The sequence below is a fragment of the Clostridium grantii DSM 8605 genome, assembly GCF_900129965.1.
In the GTDB taxonomy this organism is placed as follows: Bacteria; Bacillota; Clostridia; order Clostridiales; family Clostridiaceae; genus Clostridium_AF; species Clostridium_AF grantii.
In genome coordinates this window covers 58,512-77,498 of record NZ_FQXM01000007.1, presented here as the reverse complement: position 1 = coordinate 77,498, position 18,987 = coordinate 58,512, and the positions used below count along the sequence as shown (strand labels likewise).

General features: G+C 29.1%; 18 protein-coding genes. 1 reads left to right on the top strand and 17 read right to left on the bottom strand.

What is annotated here, in order from left to right; translation table 11 throughout:
* Positions 1-48: 48 nt before the first annotated feature.
* The 17 genes from uvrB to BUB83_RS07740 all read right to left on the bottom strand — a co-directional run bounded on the left by uvrB (position 49) and on the right by BUB83_RS07740 (position 16,306).
* A complete protein-coding gene (gene uvrB, locus BUB83_RS07820) occupies positions 49-2,043 on the bottom strand; it encodes an excinuclease ABC subunit UvrB (protein WP_073337899.1) in 1,995 nt (664 codons plus the stop codon).
* A 109-nt stretch (positions 2,044-2,152) separates the two neighbouring features.
* Complete coding sequence (locus tag BUB83_RS07815) at positions 2,153-3,442, bottom strand: PDZ domain-containing protein (protein ID WP_073337898.1); 1,290 nt, start codon at positions 3,440-3,442, stop codon at positions 2,153-2,155.
* Positions 3,443-3,462: 20 nt separating this feature from the next.
* Complete coding sequence (locus tag BUB83_RS07810; RefSeq protein ID WP_084133456.1) at positions 3,463-4,719, bottom strand: S41 family peptidase; 1,257 nt, start codon at positions 4,717-4,719, stop codon at positions 3,463-3,465.
* A gap of 117 nt (positions 4,720-4,836) precedes the next feature.
* Positions 4,837-5,727, bottom strand: a complete 891-nt coding sequence (gene ftsX / locus BUB83_RS07805; protein ID WP_073337897.1) for a permease-like cell division protein FtsX — start codon at positions 5,725-5,727, stop codon at positions 4,837-4,839.
* Entirely contained in the window at positions 5,717-6,403 is a 687-nt protein-coding gene (gene ftsE / locus BUB83_RS07800) for a cell division ATP-binding protein FtsE (RefSeq protein WP_073337896.1), read from the bottom strand. The genes ftsX and ftsE overlap by 11 nt, the downstream gene beginning before the upstream one ends.
* 234 nt (positions 6,404-6,637) lie before the next feature.
* A complete protein-coding gene (locus tag BUB83_RS07795) occupies positions 6,638-7,492 on the bottom strand; it encodes a YitT family protein (protein WP_073337895.1) in 855 nt (284 codons plus the stop codon).
* 106 nt (positions 7,493-7,598) lie between these two features.
* The gene (locus BUB83_RS07790; RefSeq protein WP_073337894.1) at positions 7,599-8,540 is read right to left on the bottom strand and encodes a transketolase family protein; all 942 of its coding nucleotides are present in this window, start codon (positions 8,538-8,540) and stop codon (positions 7,599-7,601) included.
* Positions 8,540-9,364: a transketolase gene (locus tag BUB83_RS07785; RefSeq protein WP_073337893.1), complete on the bottom strand. Its 825-nt coding sequence runs from the start codon at positions 9,362-9,364 to the stop codon at positions 8,540-8,542. The genes BUB83_RS07790 and BUB83_RS07785 overlap by 1 nt, the downstream gene beginning before the upstream one ends.
* A gap of 325 nt (positions 9,365-9,689) precedes the next feature.
* Positions 9,690-10,040 (bottom strand): type II toxin-antitoxin system PemK/MazF family toxin, encoded by a 351-nt coding sequence (locus tag BUB83_RS07780; protein ID WP_073337892.1) that lies wholly within the window; start codon positions 10,038-10,040, stop codon positions 9,690-9,692.
* Positions 9,997-10,308, bottom strand: coding sequence for a hypothetical protein (locus BUB83_RS07775; protein WP_073337891.1), 312 nt, complete (start codon positions 10,306-10,308; stop codon positions 9,997-9,999). The genes BUB83_RS07780 and BUB83_RS07775 overlap by 44 nt, the downstream gene beginning before the upstream one ends.
* Before the next feature lie 132 nt (positions 10,309-10,440).
* The gene (gene alr / locus BUB83_RS07770; protein WP_073337890.1) at positions 10,441-11,601 is read right to left on the bottom strand and encodes an alanine racemase; all 1,161 of its coding nucleotides are present in this window, start codon (positions 11,599-11,601) and stop codon (positions 10,441-10,443) included.
* A 50-nt stretch (positions 11,602-11,651) separates the two neighbouring features.
* Entirely contained in the window at positions 11,652-12,260 is a 609-nt protein-coding gene (locus tag BUB83_RS07765) for a germination lipoprotein GerS-related protein (protein ID WP_073337889.1), read from the bottom strand.
* A gap of 286 nt (positions 12,261-12,546) precedes the next feature.
* Positions 12,547-14,046 (bottom strand): bifunctional ADP-dependent NAD(P)H-hydrate dehydratase/NAD(P)H-hydrate epimerase, encoded by a 1,500-nt coding sequence (locus tag BUB83_RS07760; RefSeq protein WP_073337888.1) that lies wholly within the window; start codon positions 14,044-14,046, stop codon positions 12,547-12,549.
* A complete protein-coding gene (acpS, locus tag BUB83_RS07755; protein WP_073337887.1) occupies positions 14,027-14,422 on the bottom strand; it encodes a holo-ACP synthase in 396 nt (131 codons plus the stop codon). The genes BUB83_RS07760 and acpS overlap by 20 nt, the downstream gene beginning before the upstream one ends.
* Before the next feature lie 100 nt (positions 14,423-14,522).
* Positions 14,523-14,873, bottom strand: a complete 351-nt coding sequence (locus tag BUB83_RS07750) for a DUF6514 family protein (RefSeq protein ID WP_073337886.1) — start codon at positions 14,871-14,873, stop codon at positions 14,523-14,525.
* A gap of 231 nt (positions 14,874-15,104) precedes the next feature.
* Positions 15,105-15,671: a hypothetical protein gene (locus BUB83_RS07745; protein WP_073337885.1), complete on the bottom strand. Its 567-nt coding sequence runs from the start codon at positions 15,669-15,671 to the stop codon at positions 15,105-15,107.
* Positions 15,672-15,847: 176 nt separating this feature from the next.
* Positions 15,848-16,306 carry a COG2426 family protein gene (locus BUB83_RS07740; RefSeq protein WP_073337884.1) on the bottom strand — a complete coding sequence of 153 codons (459 nt, stop codon included), beginning with the start codon at positions 16,304-16,306 and terminating at the stop codon, positions 15,848-15,850.
* A 316-nt stretch (positions 16,307-16,622) separates the two neighbouring features.
* On the opposite strand from BUB83_RS07740, the gene BUB83_RS07735 reads away from it, so the two are divergent.
* Entirely contained in the window at positions 16,623-18,932 is a 2,310-nt protein-coding gene (locus BUB83_RS07735; protein WP_073337883.1) for a family 65 glycosyl hydrolase domain-containing protein, read from the top strand.
* Positions 18,933-18,987 lie beyond the last annotated feature (55 nt).

Sequence of the window (18,987 nt, the reverse complement as noted above, 5' to 3'; positions counted from 1 at the left end):
TTCCCTACTATATTTATTTCTATATAATATAGCAGTTTAACTTTAATTTTATTTTTTTAACTGTTGTATTTTATCTCTTAATTCAGCTGCTTTTTCAAAATTTAATTCTTTTGCTGCTTTTTTCATTTCTTTTTCTAATGTATCAATAAGTTTTAGTTTATCCTTTTCACTAATATTTACTTTATTTTCATTTATTATTATTTTTTTAGTTCCTTCAATGTTATATTCTTCATTTTCTTCTGAAACCATAGTAGTATCTAGTACATTTTTAATGTCCTTAACTATAGTTGTTGGAATAATTCCATGCTCTTCATTATAATTTATTTGTATTTCACGTCTTCTATAAGTTTCTTTTATAGCCTTATCCATAGAATTGGTTATTCTATCAGCATACATGATAACCTTACTTTCTGAATTTCTTGCTGCCCTACCTATTGTTTGAATCAAGGATGTTTCAGATCTCAAAAATCCTTCTTTATCTGCATCTAAAATCGCCACTAAAGCTACTTCTGGTATATCTAGCCCTTCTCTAAGAAGATTAATTCCAACTAGTACATCAAATTTTCCCAATCTCAAATCCTTGATTATTTTCATTCTCTCTACAGTTTTAATTTCAGAGTGAAGATATCTAGTTTTAATATTCACTTCTTTTAAATAATCTGTTAAATCTTCTGACATTTTTTTTGTTAAGGTTGTTACTAAAACTTTAAATCCTTTTTCAATTGTTTCATTTATAGTAGCATAAAGGTCGTCAATTTGACCTTCTATTGGTTTCACGATTATTTCTGGGTCTAGGAGACCTGTTGGCCTGATAATCTGCTCTGCAACAGTAGTAGAATGCTTTAACTCATATTCTGCTGGTGTAGCAGATACAAATACAGTTTGATTCAGTCTTTCTTCAAATTCATCAAATTTAAGAGGTCTATTATCATAAGCACAAGGAAGCCTAAATCCATATTCAACCAAATTTTCTTTTCTTGATCTATCTCCTCCATACATGGCTTTGACTTGAGGAAGTGAAACATGACTTTCATCTATGAAAAGAAGAAAATCTTCTGGAAAGTAATCTATTAAAGTTTTAGGTGGAGTTCCTGGAGCTCTTCCATCTAAAACTCTTGAATAATTTTCTATACCACTACAATATCCAATTTCTCTCATCATTTCAATATCAAAATTTGTTCTTTGCTTAATTCTTTGTGCCTCTAATAACTTTTCTTCACCCATAAGAACTTTTAGTCTTTTCTCTAATTCGTCCTCAATTTCAACGATAGCATTTTCCAATTTATCTTTAGATGTTGCAAAGTGAGAAGCTGGAAATATTAATGCATGTTTTCTAAAACAAATAGTATTACCTGTAAGAGAATCAAATTCTCTTATTTTATCAATTTCATCTCCGAAAAACTCAATTCTTATAGCTATATTAGAAGAAGATGCTGGGAAAATATCCAAAGTATCTCCCTTGGCTCTAAAAGTACCTCTAATAAAATTTATTTCATTTCTTTCATATTGAATATCTACCAATTGTCTCATTATATCATCTCGTTCTTTAATCATTCCTTGACGAAGTGAAACTGTTAATTTTTTATACTCTTCCGGATTACCGAGTCCATAAATACAAGATACAGAAGCAACTACTATAACATCTCTTCTCTCAAATAAAGCCGCTGTAGCAGAGTGCCTTAACTTATCAATTTCATCATTTATAGAAGCATCTTTTTCTATAAATGTATCTGTCTGTGGAATATAAGCTTCTGGTTGATAATAGTCATAATAGGATACAAAATACTCTACGCAATTATCCGGAAAAAACTCTTTAAACTCCGAACATAATTGAGCTGCCAATGTTTTATTATGGGCTAATACTAAAGTAGGTTTTTCAACTTTATTAATAATATTCGCCATTGTAAAAGTCTTTCCCGACCCAGTTACCCCTAGTAATGTTTGAAATTTTTCGCCTTTATTTAAACCCTCCACTATATTATCTATAGCTTCCGGTTGATCTCCTGATGGTTTAAACACTGATTTCAATTTAAATATTCCCATAAAATCACCTCTTTTGAACATTTGTTCGTTTATATAAATTTTATACTTTATAATTTTCTTTGTCAATACTCACATTGTTTTAAAAAAAAAAGATTTCCTAGGAAATCCTCTAATTATCTTTATTTTTAATTTTATCGATTATTCTTTCTTTATTAACATGTTCAAACAATATATACCCTTCTTTTTGTGGCAAACTAATTGGCACCAGAATTACTCCAAGAGCATTAATACCATTGGTTTTTGAGTACCTAACCTCTTCTAGTATACCCGTTGCTTTTTTTATTTTCAAAAGAATATTACTAGATGTTTCTTTAATAATTTCTAATATATCTTCTTCCTTTTTAATCTTTTTATCATTAATTGTCACTAACCTATCCCCACTTTTAATACCCATATTATATGCCGGAGAATCTGGAACTACTTCAAGAACCATTACTCCATCATCATTTGAAGTATACTTAGGTTTGCTATTAATCTCTTTGTAATTTTGAAAAATTTCTATAGCTTCTAATGCTGCTGGAGCAAAAATAACTGTAGCTAATTTAAAAAATACATTTAAAGTACCCAATCTAGCTAAAACAAATAAAATACAACTATATCCAATCATAAAAGCCCCATATATAAAAGACTTCTCTTTTTTGCTTTTCGAAAAAGTAAATGTACTAAAATTCAAAACACCAAACAAAGGTAAAACAAACAACACAATTCCGCTTAAAATTACCATAGGATTTGTAGCTGTTAAAAAGGTTTTCCAGTGACTTAAGGAATATGTTTCACTAATTGAATAATTATTGGAAGTAGTAAGTATTATTATTGCACATGGTATAATCCATGACCTTTTTAAAGCAAAGCCACCAATAATTTCACCGTTTCGTTTACTAAATACAGGTATAGAACCTCTTCCTCCATCAATCATTATCAAAATTCCTTGAGTAAGATAAATAATAGCCACCATGGTCATTAATGACACTACATCAATTGATAATACACTTAGTATATTCCAATCTGCAGAATATAAACCTTTCATTATTTCAATTAAAATACTTATAAACCCCATAATAGATGCAGTATAAGCAAAGTTCATTGCTTTAGTTTTAAAACTTAGCGAAAGCAATGAAAACAAAAAAATCAAATCTACTAAAGAGTTTTCTGAAAATCCCACTCCTAAATAGCTCAGCAATACACTTGAAAATATACCACCTGTAATTCCAAGAACTATTTCTGACAAGGTTAATTCTAAAGGAGTATTTATTGACTTTCCTATAATCAATTTTTGCATTTTAGATATTTTCCTGTTTTTTCTATAAAAATTCATTGCCACTAAAAATAATATTAATACATAAGGAAAGCTAACAATGGCTTTTGAAATTCCTTGTAATACTCCTAAATTTATCCCCATTTGATTTTCTCCTTTCGATGCTACTTAAGCTTATCTTTCATTACGTCAACTGCTTTTTGGAATTGAGGATCTTTACTTCTGTCATATTCCTGTGTTCTTAATTCATCTGGGTAAACAACTTCGATATCTGGTGCAATACCTATTTTATGAATATTTTCTCCATTTGGAGTATAGTATTTAGAAGTTGTTACCTTCAAAGCAGTTCCATCTCCAAATCCATATATATTTTTATCAAGAACCGATTGAACAATTCCTTTTCCAAAGGATTTTTCACCAATTAAAGTTGCGATTTTATAGTCCCTTACTGCTCCAGCAAATATCTCTGATGCACTAGCACTTCCACCATCTATAAGAACTACAAGTGGCATACCTATTGCTAATCCGCCTTTAGAATTCTCAATTTCTTTTTTTTCATATTTATCAATAGTAGAAACAATCAAATCATCTTTTGGCACAAAGTTAGATACCACATTTACACATTCATGTAGCCATCCACCTGGATTGCCTCTTAAATCAAGAACTAACCCCTTCATACCTTGAGCTTCAAGATTTTTCAAATGTTCTTCAAATTCTTTTGAAGTTTCATTTTCAAATACAGAAATTCTTATTAAACCTATGCTATCATCTATCATTTCTGATGTTACTGTATCAATTTTAATAGCATCTCTTTTAATCTTAACTGTATAAGGCCCAGTACTTTTTCTATTAAAAGTAACTTCTACTTCTGTGCCTTTTTCTCCCCTCATAAGAGATACTGCTTTATCTAGTTCATCTCCTGTAACATCTGTTCCTGCTACATTTACAATTGTATCCCCTGCTATAACTCCAGCTTTACTTGCAGGTGAATCCTCAAAAACTGTAACTATAACAATTATATTATCTTCTGCTTTAACTTGAAGTCCTATACCCTCATACTTCCCTTCAACACCCTCAACAAATGTTTTATAATCTTCATTGTTCATATATACTGTATAAGGATCCTCTAAAGAAGATGTCATTCCTTTAATAGCACCATCAACCAATACATCTTGATTTATTTCACCATCATAAAATCTTTCTATGTTATCCTTCACTGTAAATAACTTGCTGAATTGCATCAAATCATTATATTCTTCTTTACTAATTACAGCAGAATCACCAACCGGAAACTTTGTTGCTAAAATATATGTAACCATGTTACTTAAGATAACTATCAAAACAATAATAGCAATCCAGCTTATTTTACCGCCTTTAAGTCCTTTTTTTTCTTCAATTTCCTCTTTACCATTAATACTCATCTCTCCACCTCGACTATAGAATACTCTTATTATATTACGATAACAATATTGATTTTATACCAAAATAATAAAGCAATTAGGCTGGTATAATTTATAATTATACCAACCTAATTCATTTTAAACTTTTAAGAATTTTCTTAAAGATAGCATACTTCCTAGTATTCCTATAAAACATCCACCTATAAGAAAGTAAATAGTAACAGATGTCAAAATCTGATTTGGCATTATCATAGTGCCTCCTTTTACCATTCCTGTTAATTTGTTAAATACAAGAATATAAACATTATTCAATAATATAACCGCTATCCCCGTACCAAGAAAACCTATTATCATACCTTCTATAACAAAGGGCCATCTTATAAAAGCATCTGTTGCTCCCACATACTTCATAATTCCAATTTCTTTTCTTCTTGAAAATACAGCAAGTTTTATAGTATTCATGATCAAAAATAATGAAACCGGCATTAAAATAATCATAATTATAGCGCCTACTAACTTCATACCATTTGTAAATGATGTTATTTGGTTTACAAGTTCCACATCATCCTTAACCTTTTTTATTCCAATCATTCCATCTATTTCAGTAATAATATCTTTTATTGCATCTCCTGATGCAACCTTAACAACATAGGATTCAGGAAGTGGATTGTTTTCCTCAAACCCTTGAATTAATCCTTGGTTATCTTCTCCTAATTGTCTTTTAAATTCATTTAATGCATCTTCTTTTGTTACAAAAACAATTTCATTTACACTCTCTATTGAGTTTAATTTAGTTTCTAAGTCCATTTTATTTTCTACTGTAGCATCATCGTTCAAAAATATTTCTATTTCAATTTTAGATTCTACATTCTTAATTAATCCATTGGCATTCATCATTGTAAGTAGTAATATCCCGAATAGAAATGAAGTAAGTGTTACTGTTATTATAGAAGCACCACTCAATGTTCTGTTTCTAATTAAACTTTTAAATGCGCTAGAAAAAAAATGTTTTAATGAGCTAATCTTCATAACCGTATCTTCCTCTCTGTTCGTCTCTTACTATTGTTCCACTTTCAATTGCAATAACTCTTTTTTTCATTGAATCAACTATATTCTTTGCATGAGTAGCCATTATTACTGTTGTTCCTGCTCTATTTATATCTTGTAAAACTTCCATAATTTCAATAGATGTATCTGGATCTAGATTACCTGTAGGTTCATCCGCTATAACCATTGTAGGATTATTTACAATAGCTCTTGCTATAGCAACTCTTTGTTGTTCCCCTCCTGATAATTCATTAGGGAAACACTTTGCTTTATGAGTTAATCCTACCATTGAAAGAACAAGAGGAACTCTCTTTTTTATATCTTTTTTACTGGCTTCCACTACCCTCATGGCAAATTCTACATTTTCTTCCACATTTAAAGAATTAATCAATCTAAAATCTTGGAATACCATTCCTATCCTTCTTCTATAATAAGGTACTTGTTTATGTTTTAAACCACTAATCTCTGTTCCATTAATAATTAATTTACCTTTAGTTGGATCTACTTCTTTTAATAATAGTTTTATAAAAGTAGATTTTCCTGCTCCACTGGGCCCAACCAAAAAAACAAATTCTCCTCTTTCAATCTCTAAACTAATATTTTTCAAAGCAAATACATTATTATCATAAACTTTTGATACGTTTTGAAAAATTATCATATAAATTTCTCCTTATCTATCTCAAATAATTTCCAGAATATTTTTATAGTTATCATTAAATTCTCTATTTAAAATACTTACAAAATCCCTAATTACTATTATAACATAAGAAGATTTATATTCAAAAAATAAATATGAAAAAGTGGCATAATTTAAAATTTGTTATCATTTTGTTCAAACTTATGGAAAATAACTTCAAAAATTATAGTAATTATTATATCTAAATCCATATAATTAATACTCTGCAATATTTTTAAACCCTTCTCCTAAAACTTCATGAGCCTCACTTACAATAACAAAAGCATTTTTGTCTACAGCTTTTATAAAATTCCTCAATCGAATAAATTCTCTTCTACCTAAAACTGTATAAAGCATTTTAGATTTTTTACCAGTATATCCACCTTCACCATCTAAGATAGTACAACTTCTATCCAATTCCTCAATAATAAATTTCACAACCTGATCTTGCTTAGTACTGACAATAAAAATAGACTTACATGTATTCAATCCCTGAATAATATAATCAACTATCATTCCATTCATAATAACACCTAAAATAGCGTACATCCCTATTTCTGCATTAAATATTATAGCACTTGAAAAAGCAATAACAAAATCAACTATCAATAATGCTTTCCCCATATCTACATGAGAAAACTTATTCATAATTTTTGCTAGTATATCAGTTCCTCCAGTGGATGCATTTTGATTAAAAACTATACCTAGTCCAATACCTGATAATAGTGTACCAAATAGTGTTGCAAGAAGTAGATCATTGGTAATAGCATAATTTTCAGGAAAAAATAAGTCTAAAAAATAAATTGCTCCTGATAAAGACAATGTAGCATAAATTGTTTTCCCGCCAAAACCTCCACCGATAAAAATAAATGCAATAATAAATAATATAACATTCAATAATAGCATTAAAATTGCCACAGAAATTGTTGGTATAAAATGATTTATAAGTATAGCTATACCAGTCACTCCGCCACTCGCAATATTATTAGGCGCAATAAAAAATTTGATTCCAAAAGCTAAAATTAAGTATCCAATTGTAATCCAAAAATATTCTTTTAATTTTGTTTTCATTTAAATCACCCACCATATATACTTTCCTTAAAATTTTATTTGATACAAAAATAAGGAAGGAGTAATTTCCCCTTCCTTATCAGCAATTTTATTTGCTTCTTTTGAATTATTTTAATTCAATGGCTTTTTTAACTGCTGCTACTATATCTTCTGCTTCCAATCCATAAGCTTTTAATAGCTCATCAGGTTTTCCACTTTCTCCAAATGTATCTTTAATTCCAACACGAATTACTGGTACAGGATTGTTTTCACTTAAAGTTTCACAAACTGCTGATCCCAATCCGCCTATAATACTATGTTCTTCTGCTGTTACTACAACACCAGTTTCTCTAGCTGCAGTCACAATTGCATCTACGTCCAAAGGTTTAATTGTGTGTATGTTTACTATTTTTACTTTTATACCGTCTTCTGCAAGTATGTTATAAGCTTGAAGTGCTTTGTCTACCATTAACCCTGTAGCAAATATAGTAGCTTCTTTACCGTCTCTTAAAGTAACAGCTTTTCCTATTTCAAATTTATAATCTGCTGTATCATTGATTACAGGAACAGGTAATCTTCCTAATCTCACATATACTGGACCATCATAATCAACTATAGCTCTAATTGCTGCTGCTGTTTCAACAGCATCACTTGGGCTGATAACAGTCATATTTGGAATACTTCTCATTAAAGATACATCTTCAACTGATTGATGAGATGCTCCATCTTCACCAACAGTTATACCTGCATGAGTAGCACATATTTTAACATTTAACTTTGGATAACATATTGTATTTCTAACTTGCTCAAATGCTCTTCCAGCAGCAAACATAGCAAAAGTACTAGCAAATGGTATTTTCCCGCAAGATGCTAATCCACCTGCTACGGACATCATATTACCTTCAGCAATACCCATATTTATATGTTTTTCACTACATGCTTCTTTAGCATCTGCAGTTTTAGTAGATTTCGATAAGTCAGCATCTAAAACAATTATTCTATCATTTTCAAGAACTAACTCTGCTAATGTTTTTCCATAAGCTTCTCTAGTAGCTATTTTATTTGACATTATTCTTCACCTCTAATCTCTTTTAGTGCTAAATCACATTGTTCTCTGTTTGGTGCAGCTCCATGCCAGCCTGCTTGGTTTTCCATAAATGAAACTCCTTTACCCTTTACAGTTTTACAAATAATTGCAGTAGGCTTATCTGTTACAGATTTTGCTTCTGCTATAGCTCCTAAAATTGCTTCAAAATCGTGTCCATCTATACATATAACATGCCAATTGAAGGCTTCGAATTTTTTATCTATTGGATATGGACTCATAACTTTTTCACATGGTCCATCAATTTGAAGTCCATTGAAGTCTACAAAAGCAGTTAAATTATTTAAATTATAGTGTCCAGCAGACATAGCTGCTTCCCATACTTGACCTTCTTCTAGCTCTCCATCACCTAGTAATGAAAAAACTCTATAGTCTTTTTTATCTAATTTTCCAGCTAAAGCCATACCAACTGCTGTAGATATACCTTGACCTAAAGATCCTGTAGACATATCAACTCCTGGTACATAATTCATATTAGGATGTCCTTGTAACATAGAACCAAGTTTTCTTAAAGATATTAATTCTTCCACTGCAAAGAAACCTCTTCTTGCTAATGTACTATATAGTACAGGTGCTGCGTGTCCTTTTGAAAGAACAAATCTATCTCTATCCGCATCTTTTGGATTTTCCTCGTTTACATTCATTTCATTAAAGTACAAAGCAGTCATAATTTCAACAGCCGATAATGAACCACCCGGATGACCCGATTGTGATTCAGTTAACATTTTGATTATATCCATTCTGATATCTTTAGCAATTTCTTGCATTTGAAGGATATCTTTCTTCATCAATAACCCCTCCTACATTTTTTTCTGATTTGGAACATTTAATATTACTTTTATAATTTGCACACCATAATTATTATATCAATAAAAAAATAAAAGTACAGTGCTTTTATTTACTTAATTTATAGATAATCTCATTGTAAACATCTTCATTTTTCTTGTAAACATATTCATAAAAATTCATAGCAAAATCTCACTTCATAACAGGTTCAAAAAAGAAACTAAAACCATATTTTTACCATAAAAATATGATTCTTCGAAAAAAGAAATAAATTAACTAATTTATAAAATTAGTTAATTTATTTCTTTTTACTTATATTTATTAAGATTATAATCCAACACTAACTAAAAGTGCTTCATCCACATTTCTCATGTCTTTTTCAGACATATGTCCTATTTTTTCTTTTAAGCGTCTTTTGTCCAAAGTCCTTATTTGTTCAAGCAGCACAACTGAATCTTTATTCAGACCATATTCTTCAGAAGAAATCTCTACATGTGTAGGAAGTTTTGCTTTATTTATCTGAGAAGTTATAGCTGCTATTATTACAGTAGGACTATATTTGTTGCCAATATCATTTTGAATAATAAGTACAGGTCTAATACCTCCCTGTTCTGAGCCAACAACAGGACTTAAATCAGCATAAAATATATCTCCTCTTTTTACCATGTTTGTAGTCATCAGGAACATCACTCTCCGCAAGCTCAGTTTCATATTGATTTAATTGAGACATTTCATCAGCTAAGCCCATTTCGCAAATATTTAAATTAATATCCGCCATTTCTAAATAAGCATTCACCAATTCATCAGTTTCTTCAAATGTCTTTTTATCCTCTATATATAATACTAGTTTGCGTCTCATATATTTACTATTTTTTTTAATATTTAAATTTAAATCTTTGTTTAGGTATTCTGGTAAGATTATTTTAAACCTTTTAGAATTTGACATACAAATAAATACCTCCTAATAAATAAAAGCAAATATGTATATGGTAATTATATCGCAAATTTCGTTCTATTGTCAAAGGAAATATCTAATTAGGTTATTTTTTTCATGAATTTGCATATATTTTAGAATTATTTAAACATAATTTCTTACCTTAACTACCATATCATCTTTTATGTATACTCTTGGAACTCTTCTACCAATCATACAAACTATTTCATAGTTTATTGTACCTAAAGCTTCTGCCATATCATCAGCATCAAATTTTTTATCACCAGTGTTTCCTATTAGAATCACTTCATCGCCTACAGAAACATTTTTAATATGCGACACGTCAATCATACATTGATCCATACATATTTTTCCAACCACTGCTGCAAATTCTTTTTTAACTATTACTTTTGCTTTACCATTCAAAGCTCTCGTATATCCATCTGCATATCCTACTGGCAAAGTTGCTATAACACTTTCTTTTTTAGTTATAAAATTTCTTCCATATCCCACTGAAAAATTCTTAGGTACTTTTTTTAAATGAACTATATTAGTTTTAAGTTGCATAACAGGTTTCAATTCTATTTGGTTTTTATCAACTTCATTTGAAGGGTAATATCCATATAAAACTATCCCTGGCCTAACTGCATCAAAATGTGCATCAGGAATATCCATTATAGCTGCACTATTTCCTATATGTTTTTTACCTAGTGAAACCCCTAACTCACTCAATTTTTCACAAAAAGCATTAAATTTCTTCATCTGCTCTATTGAATAAGATTTATCAGTTTCATCTGCTGTTGAAAAATGCGAAAAAATACCTTCTATTTTAATATTAGGTAATTTACTGATTTTATATACTTGTTCTATACTTTCTTCATTTGGAAGAAAGCCTATTCTGCCCATTCCAGTATCAACGCAAATATGAATTTTTGCTTTTTTAAAGTTTTTACCTGCTTCTTCGGATAATAATTCAGTATATTCATAACTAAAAGATGATTGTTCCAAATCATACTTTAATAATTCACTAAAATGTGCTGGAGAAGTAAACCCCAAAATTAAAATAGGTGCTTCTATTCCCGACTTTCTTAGTTCAATAGCCTCACTTATAACTGCAACCGCAAGACTATCCGCTCCATTTTCTAGTAATTCTGGAACAACATCAATAGATCCATGACCGTAGGCATCCGCTTTAACTACAGCCATTATCTCCTTACAACGTGAAATTTTTTTAATCTGTTTTATATTATATGCCAAATTATCTAAATTTATTTCTTCCCATACTGGTCTTATATGCTTAAACAATATTTTCTACCCTCCACATTTGTGAAAATATCATGTGAATATTTCATATGTTACTTAGTTTGAAATCTTTCTTCTCCAACGTCCTCACTTTTTTGGAAATTTTCATAAACAAATTGAATTTTTTCTTTATCCTGAAAATCATAAATTATGGTTTTTATTGGAACGACTTCATCAGCATCTACATACATTACTGCTTTATTTAAATTCCTATTACTTCCTGGTATATTCAAATAAATTAGCATGATATTTTTACCTTCTTCGTTTTCAAATACATATTTAATCTCTTCATCAGTATATAACAAACCAATATATTCTTCAACAAAACTTAGTTTGAAAACAGAATCAAAATCATCATCTGTTGAATAAAATGCCCCATTATTTAAATCATTTATACTAATATCGTTACCTTTAAAAATTAGTATTCTTTCATCATCAATTTCCAATCTATGTCCAAACTGACTATTGTAATATTGCTTACAATTATAAGTAACAGTTTGCTTTGAATTTTTATTATGTATGGCAATATCACAACTATAAGCACCTATTTCCTTTAATTCACTAATCACATCTTCTGCCTGAAGCTCTTTCTTGCCACATCCACTCATTAAACAAATTAAAAACAAAAATACAACAATAAATATACCCCTACTTTTATTCATAAGCCCTCCACTTTTCATAGTACGTTTTATAAATACTATTCTTAATGCAGGTAGAATATGAATACTTTTTTAATCATAAAGTTAAAAAGCGAAGAATCTATTTGTAGGGGCGGGTTTCCATGCCCGCCCGCTGTTTCCTAATAAAATTACAATTACAGTAAAATCGTAATGAAAATATTATACTACTTTCTGTATTTTGTATTTTTTATCAATATTATATATGTAATTTATAGGCATAGCGGGGCGGCGTGGAAACCGCCCCCTACGAGTTAGTTCGTCTTTTTTCTCAATCCTGCGCAAGCTCTTTCATCACATAAGGTAACTCCTTCAAAATATGCTCCGCGTTTACCGAAAACATTTCCTTTGAAAGCTTTTCTCCACAATAGCCATGAATATAAGCTGCAATATATGTTGCTTCAAATGGGGGTATTTTTTGTCCAATTAATGACGCAATTATTCCTGTTAAGCAATCACCCATTCCCCCTGATGCCATAGCACTATTTCCTGTAGGATTAACATAAACTTTTTCTCCATCAGTTACAATGGTATTATACCCTTTTAGTAACAATACTATATTATATTTATTAGCAAACTCTTTTGCTATACTTATTCTATTTAAAGTTATTTCTTCTATTGAATAACCAGAAATCCTAGAAAATTCGCCTGGGTGTGGTGTTAAAACTATAGGTGCTTTTTTTTCTAACAATATATCTAAGTTATCTACTAAAACATTAATCCCATCTGCATCAATCACCATTGGCTTTGAAGAAGATTTTATTATTCTATTAGTTAATACTTTACTTTCAATATTATCACCTAAACCAGTTCCCAGAGCTATAACATCTGCTTTTTCAATATTTTCTTCAATTTTTAAATTATTAGTTAAAGTCAAAGTCATAGCTTCTACTAATTTACTACTTAAAATTCCTTGAATATCTTCATGACAGCATAATGTTACAAGGCCAGATCCACACCTTACGGCTGCCTCTGTTGTTATATAAGCTGCCCCGGTGTATCCCTTTGAGCCCGCAATTATAAACACTTTTCCAAAATCTCCTTTGTGACTGTATTCATTACGCTTAACTAAATACTTTTTAATATACCTATCACAAGTTATGTATTGGTCTTCAGTAAATTCTTTTATTACAAAATCAGGTATTCCAATATTCTCTACAACAACATTACCCGTATAAGCTTTTGCACCATAATTTATAAAACCTGTTTTCATAACTTGAAAAGTAATGGTTTTTGTAGCACGAATTGCATTCCCCATAACAAGCCCAGAATCACAGTTCAGCCCGCTTGGTATATCAATAGATATTGTATTTTTACTTTGTGAATTTATAGTAGAAATAACGTCGTTACAAATACCTTCCACATTTCGATTTAAGCCTGTACCAAAAATAGCATCTATAACCAAGCTATTTTCTTCTATAGCATCTCTTAGCACCTTCAAATCGCTTGAATTATTAATTGACATCATATTTGATTCTAATTTTTTCATTATTTTAAAATTTGTTACGCAATCATTACCCATTTTAGTAATATCGCCAACAATAAAAACCTTTACTTTCTTACCTTGTATTAAAAGATGACGTGCTACTACAAATCCATCTCCTCCATTATTTCCAACACCACAAACCACAATGAAACTTTTAAATTTTTCTTCTATATTTTTCAATACTTTCAACGCTGCATTTTCCATAAGCACTATGCCTGGAATTCCTATTTTATTTATACAATATTTATCTATTTGCTTTATTCTATCAGATTTCAAAAGAATCATTTTCTTCAACCTCCAACAAAGCATAAGCTATAGCATTTTCTTTGCTATGAGATATACTTATATGTATTTTATAACTTGAGTATTTTTTTAATATTTTTTTACACTTTCCTCTTAAAACAGCTATAGGTTTTCCCAAAGAATTTCTATCTATTTCAATATCTTTTAAATCAAACCCTCTTATTCCTGTACCTAAAGCCTTTGAGATTGCTTCTTTTGCTGCAAACCTGCCTGCAATATACTCTGGTCTCATTTTTCTACTTTCCAAATATTCTATCTCATTTTTCGTAAAAACTTTTGATACAAACTTTGGATTTCTTTCTACAGATTTTTTTATTCTATCAATTTCAATAATATCTACTCCTACACCAGCTATCATAAGCACACCTCCCAATAAAATATTATACTTTCTTACTATTTTATATCTTACATATTCATTTTAATAAAAAAATCAAAGGAACGCAATGTCCTTTGATTTACTAGTTAACAGAAATTTCATTTAATACTGTCTCAAAATCTTCTATATATTCATCAATCTTTTCAGAAACAATATCTATTAGATGGATTGGAGAAACATTCCCATTATATAAAGTATTAACTAATTTTTGTACTTTATGCCTATGAGGACTTATGTTACTTATGCTTTCTCGTTCTAAATTAACAAGAATATCTTCTTTATAATCTTGTCTCTCTATTTCAATACCATAAGATTGCATACTAGTAATACATTCTTTATCTAAGCATATCTTATCCTTAATCACTCTGTAAAAATAGTGACAATCTGTATCCCCCACATTTTCTCTTTTCATTATATTTTCAACGACTATCATAATACACCCCTCCATAAAATGCTACAATTATAAATAAATCATATCACTTATATGGAGAAAAATTTGTCGTTTCCTATACTAAAACAATATTTTTTTTATTATAAACTTCGACAAAGAATATTATAATTCACTAATTTAAAATACATATATTGGTATATAAACCCTCTATTTTTTTAATCCTTTGTTAGTAATTTAATCGTTGTCGAACTTTGCAAGTAAATGTCTACTTAATTATTTACTTAAAATAATCTTCGATAAAATTCCAAGGGTATTTCTATCAAAATTAAGAAATTTATTAATATCATAAAGAATGGATAGAATTACTAAGATTATTGATTTATCTTCTTTTTCGTAATCTTTTATCCCAAAATATTGCCCGTAATGATTTATCAGTTCCTTTTTATATTTAACAGATTCAAATATTTCTTCCATAGTTTCATAAAGAATATAATAAGAAATTTTAATAAAATCTTCTTTAGATTTTTCATTACTTTCAATAATTTTTTCAATTAATAGTTGTATATCTTTCGTTTTATAATATTTACATATTTTTATAGCATAAGCATCTGATATATATTTTCCTATTATAGTTTCGTCAATTAATGCAATTTCCCCTTCAGTATTAAAAATAACACTAAGTTCAATATTCAACTTTCCTTCTCCCATTATTTCTTTCGTTAAATTTTTCATTCTGAAATTAAAATCACTTGTATATTTAGCATCTAGTATTAATATGTCTAACTCTCTTGAACTTATGTTAGCGATAACATCCTTAAATTCTTCTTTTTCGTAAATCATTTACTCCACCTCATTGTTGATTTTTTGTAATAAAGCTTCTTTATATTATCTAGTATGCTTGTTTTTGATAATAATTATTAAACACATAAAATAATTATCATTTCCACAAAACAAAAAAATACCATTAAAAATTCATAGAATTTTTAATGGTAAAAATATTTTTTACTATTAAGATTTTAATAACCCAGAAAAGAAGGTATAAGTATTGATATAATAGTTATAGCTGTGGCTGATAAAAGACCGCCTATTGCTGCACAAATTACAGATTTTTTAAAATCAAGCTTTAAAAAAGCTGCCACTGCTGTTCCAGTCCATACTCCTGTTGTTGGAAGAGGTATTGCAATAAAAGTTATTAATCCAATTTCTTTATATTTCTCCATTTTACCAGTATTCTTATCTAATTTCTTTTGAACAAAATTACTAAAAGAATTGAAAATCTTATAATTCTGCATCCATTCAAATATTTTATTAAACAATAATAATACAAAAGGAACTGGTAACATACTACCTAAAAAGCACACCAAAAACACTTTTATTGGATCAATATTATACAATATAATTCCCATTGGGATTGATCCTCTTTGTTCTATTAAAGGTACTGCTGATATTAAAAATATTTTCAAAAGATTTCCCATATATTTCTCCTTTATACCTAACTTAATATATTACTATAAAGTAATAATATCACTTTTTCTTATTGAAGTTAAGCCTTTTAATGAAATCTTAATTTTATTATAATAATATTTACTTTTTATACATAAGTTCTTCTTTAAAAACTATAAAAATATATTTTTTTTATTATATTTCATTTTACCACTAGAAATATTTTAATAATTGTTTTAAAATATAATATATAATAAAAATTTAAAGGTCAGTTTCGTCTGACCTTTAAATAATAGTTTTTGCGCAAACGTTTGAACACTTATAAATATAATTCTTGGGGGTTTTAAAATGAATGAATATTTAAAATATGATGAATGGAACATAATAGAGGATAGGTTTGAACAAAGTACTCATGAAATAAGTGAAAGTATTTTCAGTATCGGTAATGGTTATCTAGGACAACGTGCTAATTTTGAAGAAAACTATTCTGGACCTTCATTACAAGGAAGTTACGTGGCTGGGGTTTATTTCCCTGATAAAACTAGAGTAGGTTGGTGGAAAAATGGTTATCCAGAATATTTTGCAAAAGTATTGAATTCAACAAATTGGACTGGAATTAATATTTTAATTGATGATGAAATTTTAGATTTAGCAACTTGTGAAGTAAGTAACTTCTCAAGAATACTAAATATGAAAGAAGGTTACTTAAAAAGATCCTTTAAAGCGAAACTTTCTTCCGGTAAAGAAATAGAAATAAATGCACTAAGATTTATTTCTATGGTTAGAGATAGTATAGGTGCAATAAAATATTCTGTAAAAGCTCTTAATTTTTCTGGAAAACTAAAAATAATTCCTTATTTAGATGGGGATGTAATGAATACTGATTCTAATTATGAAGAGAAATTTTGGGATGAGATTTCTCAAAAAAGCGAAATAAATTCTGGTTATGTACTTATGAAAACAAAGAAACTAGACTTTTATATTTCTTCTTTTATGCAATTATCTCTTTACAAAAATGGGATTGAAGTTGATTTTAAATCCATTCCTTCTGAAAAAGAGAAATATATTGATAATACAATTGAAATAGATATTAATGAGAATGATGAAGTATGTCTTTATAAATATGTATCTACAACATCATCAAGATACTACAAAATGGATGAATTAATCTCTTTTACTGAAAAAGAATCTTTATTAGCAAAAAAAGTCGGATTTTTTAAATTGCTAGAAGAGCAAAAACTTGCTTGGGATGAAAAATGGAAAGAGAGTGACATAATAATCGAGGGAGATGTATCTGCTCAGCAAGCTATTAGATTTAATATCTTTCAATTGAATCAAACTTACAATGGGAAAGATGCTGAACTCAATATAGGTCCAAAAGGTTTTACTGGAGAAAAATATGGTGGAAGCACATACTGGGATACAGAAGCTTACTGTCTTCCTTTCTACTTAAGTACTTCTCATCAAGAAGTTTCAAAAAATTTACTTCTTTATAGGTATAAACAATTGAGTAAAGCTATTGAAAACGCTGAAAAGCTAGGTTTCAACAATGGCGCTGCTCTTTATCCAATGGTTACTATGAACGGTGAAGAGTGCCACAATGAGTGGGAAATAACCTTTGAAGAAATTCACAGAAATGGAGCCATAGCCTATGCAATATATAATTATGTAAATTACACTGATGATAAAGCTTATTTAGCCGATTATGGTTTAGAAGTTTTAATAGCTATATCTAGATTTTGGGCACAACGAGTTAATTTTTCTTTTGAAAAAAATAAATATGTAATGCTTGGAGTTACCGGCCCAAATGAATACGAGAACAACGTAAACAATAACTGGTATACCAATAGAATGGCTAGTTGGACTATGGAATATACTTTAGAAGTTTTAGCTTATGTAGAAAAAACAAATAATGCTAAGTACTCTAACTTACTTTCTAATGTTAATTTTGAGACTAGCGAAAAGGAAAAATGGACTAGTATAATAGATAATATGTATTACCCTTATGATGAGAATTCTAAAATCTTTTTACAACAAGATAATTACCTGGATAAAGAACAAATTTTAGTAAAAGATTTAGACCCTGTTCATTTACCCATAAATCAAAATTGGTCTTGGGATAGAATTTTAAGATCTTGTTTTATAAAACAAGCTGATGTGCTCCAAGGTTTATATACTTTAGAAGATTGCTATGATAAAGATGTTATAGAAAGAAATTTTGATTTTTATGAACCTAGGACTGTGCATGAATCTTCATTATCCCCTTGCATACACGCTGTTCTAGCTGCTAGTTTAGGTAAAGAAAACAAAGCTTATGAAATGTATTTAAGAACTGCTAGATTAGATTTAGATAGCTACAACAATGATACAGAGGATGGTTGTCATATCACAAGTATGGCTGGCACATGGATAGCTGTAGTTCAAGGTTTTGGTGGTTTTAGAGTTAAAAATAATAAAGTGATTCTTAATCCATTTATTCCTTCTCATTGGACTGGATTCTCTTTTAAAATATTATTTAGAGATTCTTTATTAAAAATCTCAGTTACTACGAAGAAAGTAATTATAATAAATGAAAAAGATTCTCCCGTAGAATTATGTGTTTACGGAAAAGATTATACTTTCACTAAAGAAAAAGAATTGATTGTTGAAAGAGCATAAAATATAATATTTTTTTTAACTAAAAAAGCTTTCCCTAAAAGAAAGCTTTTTCTTT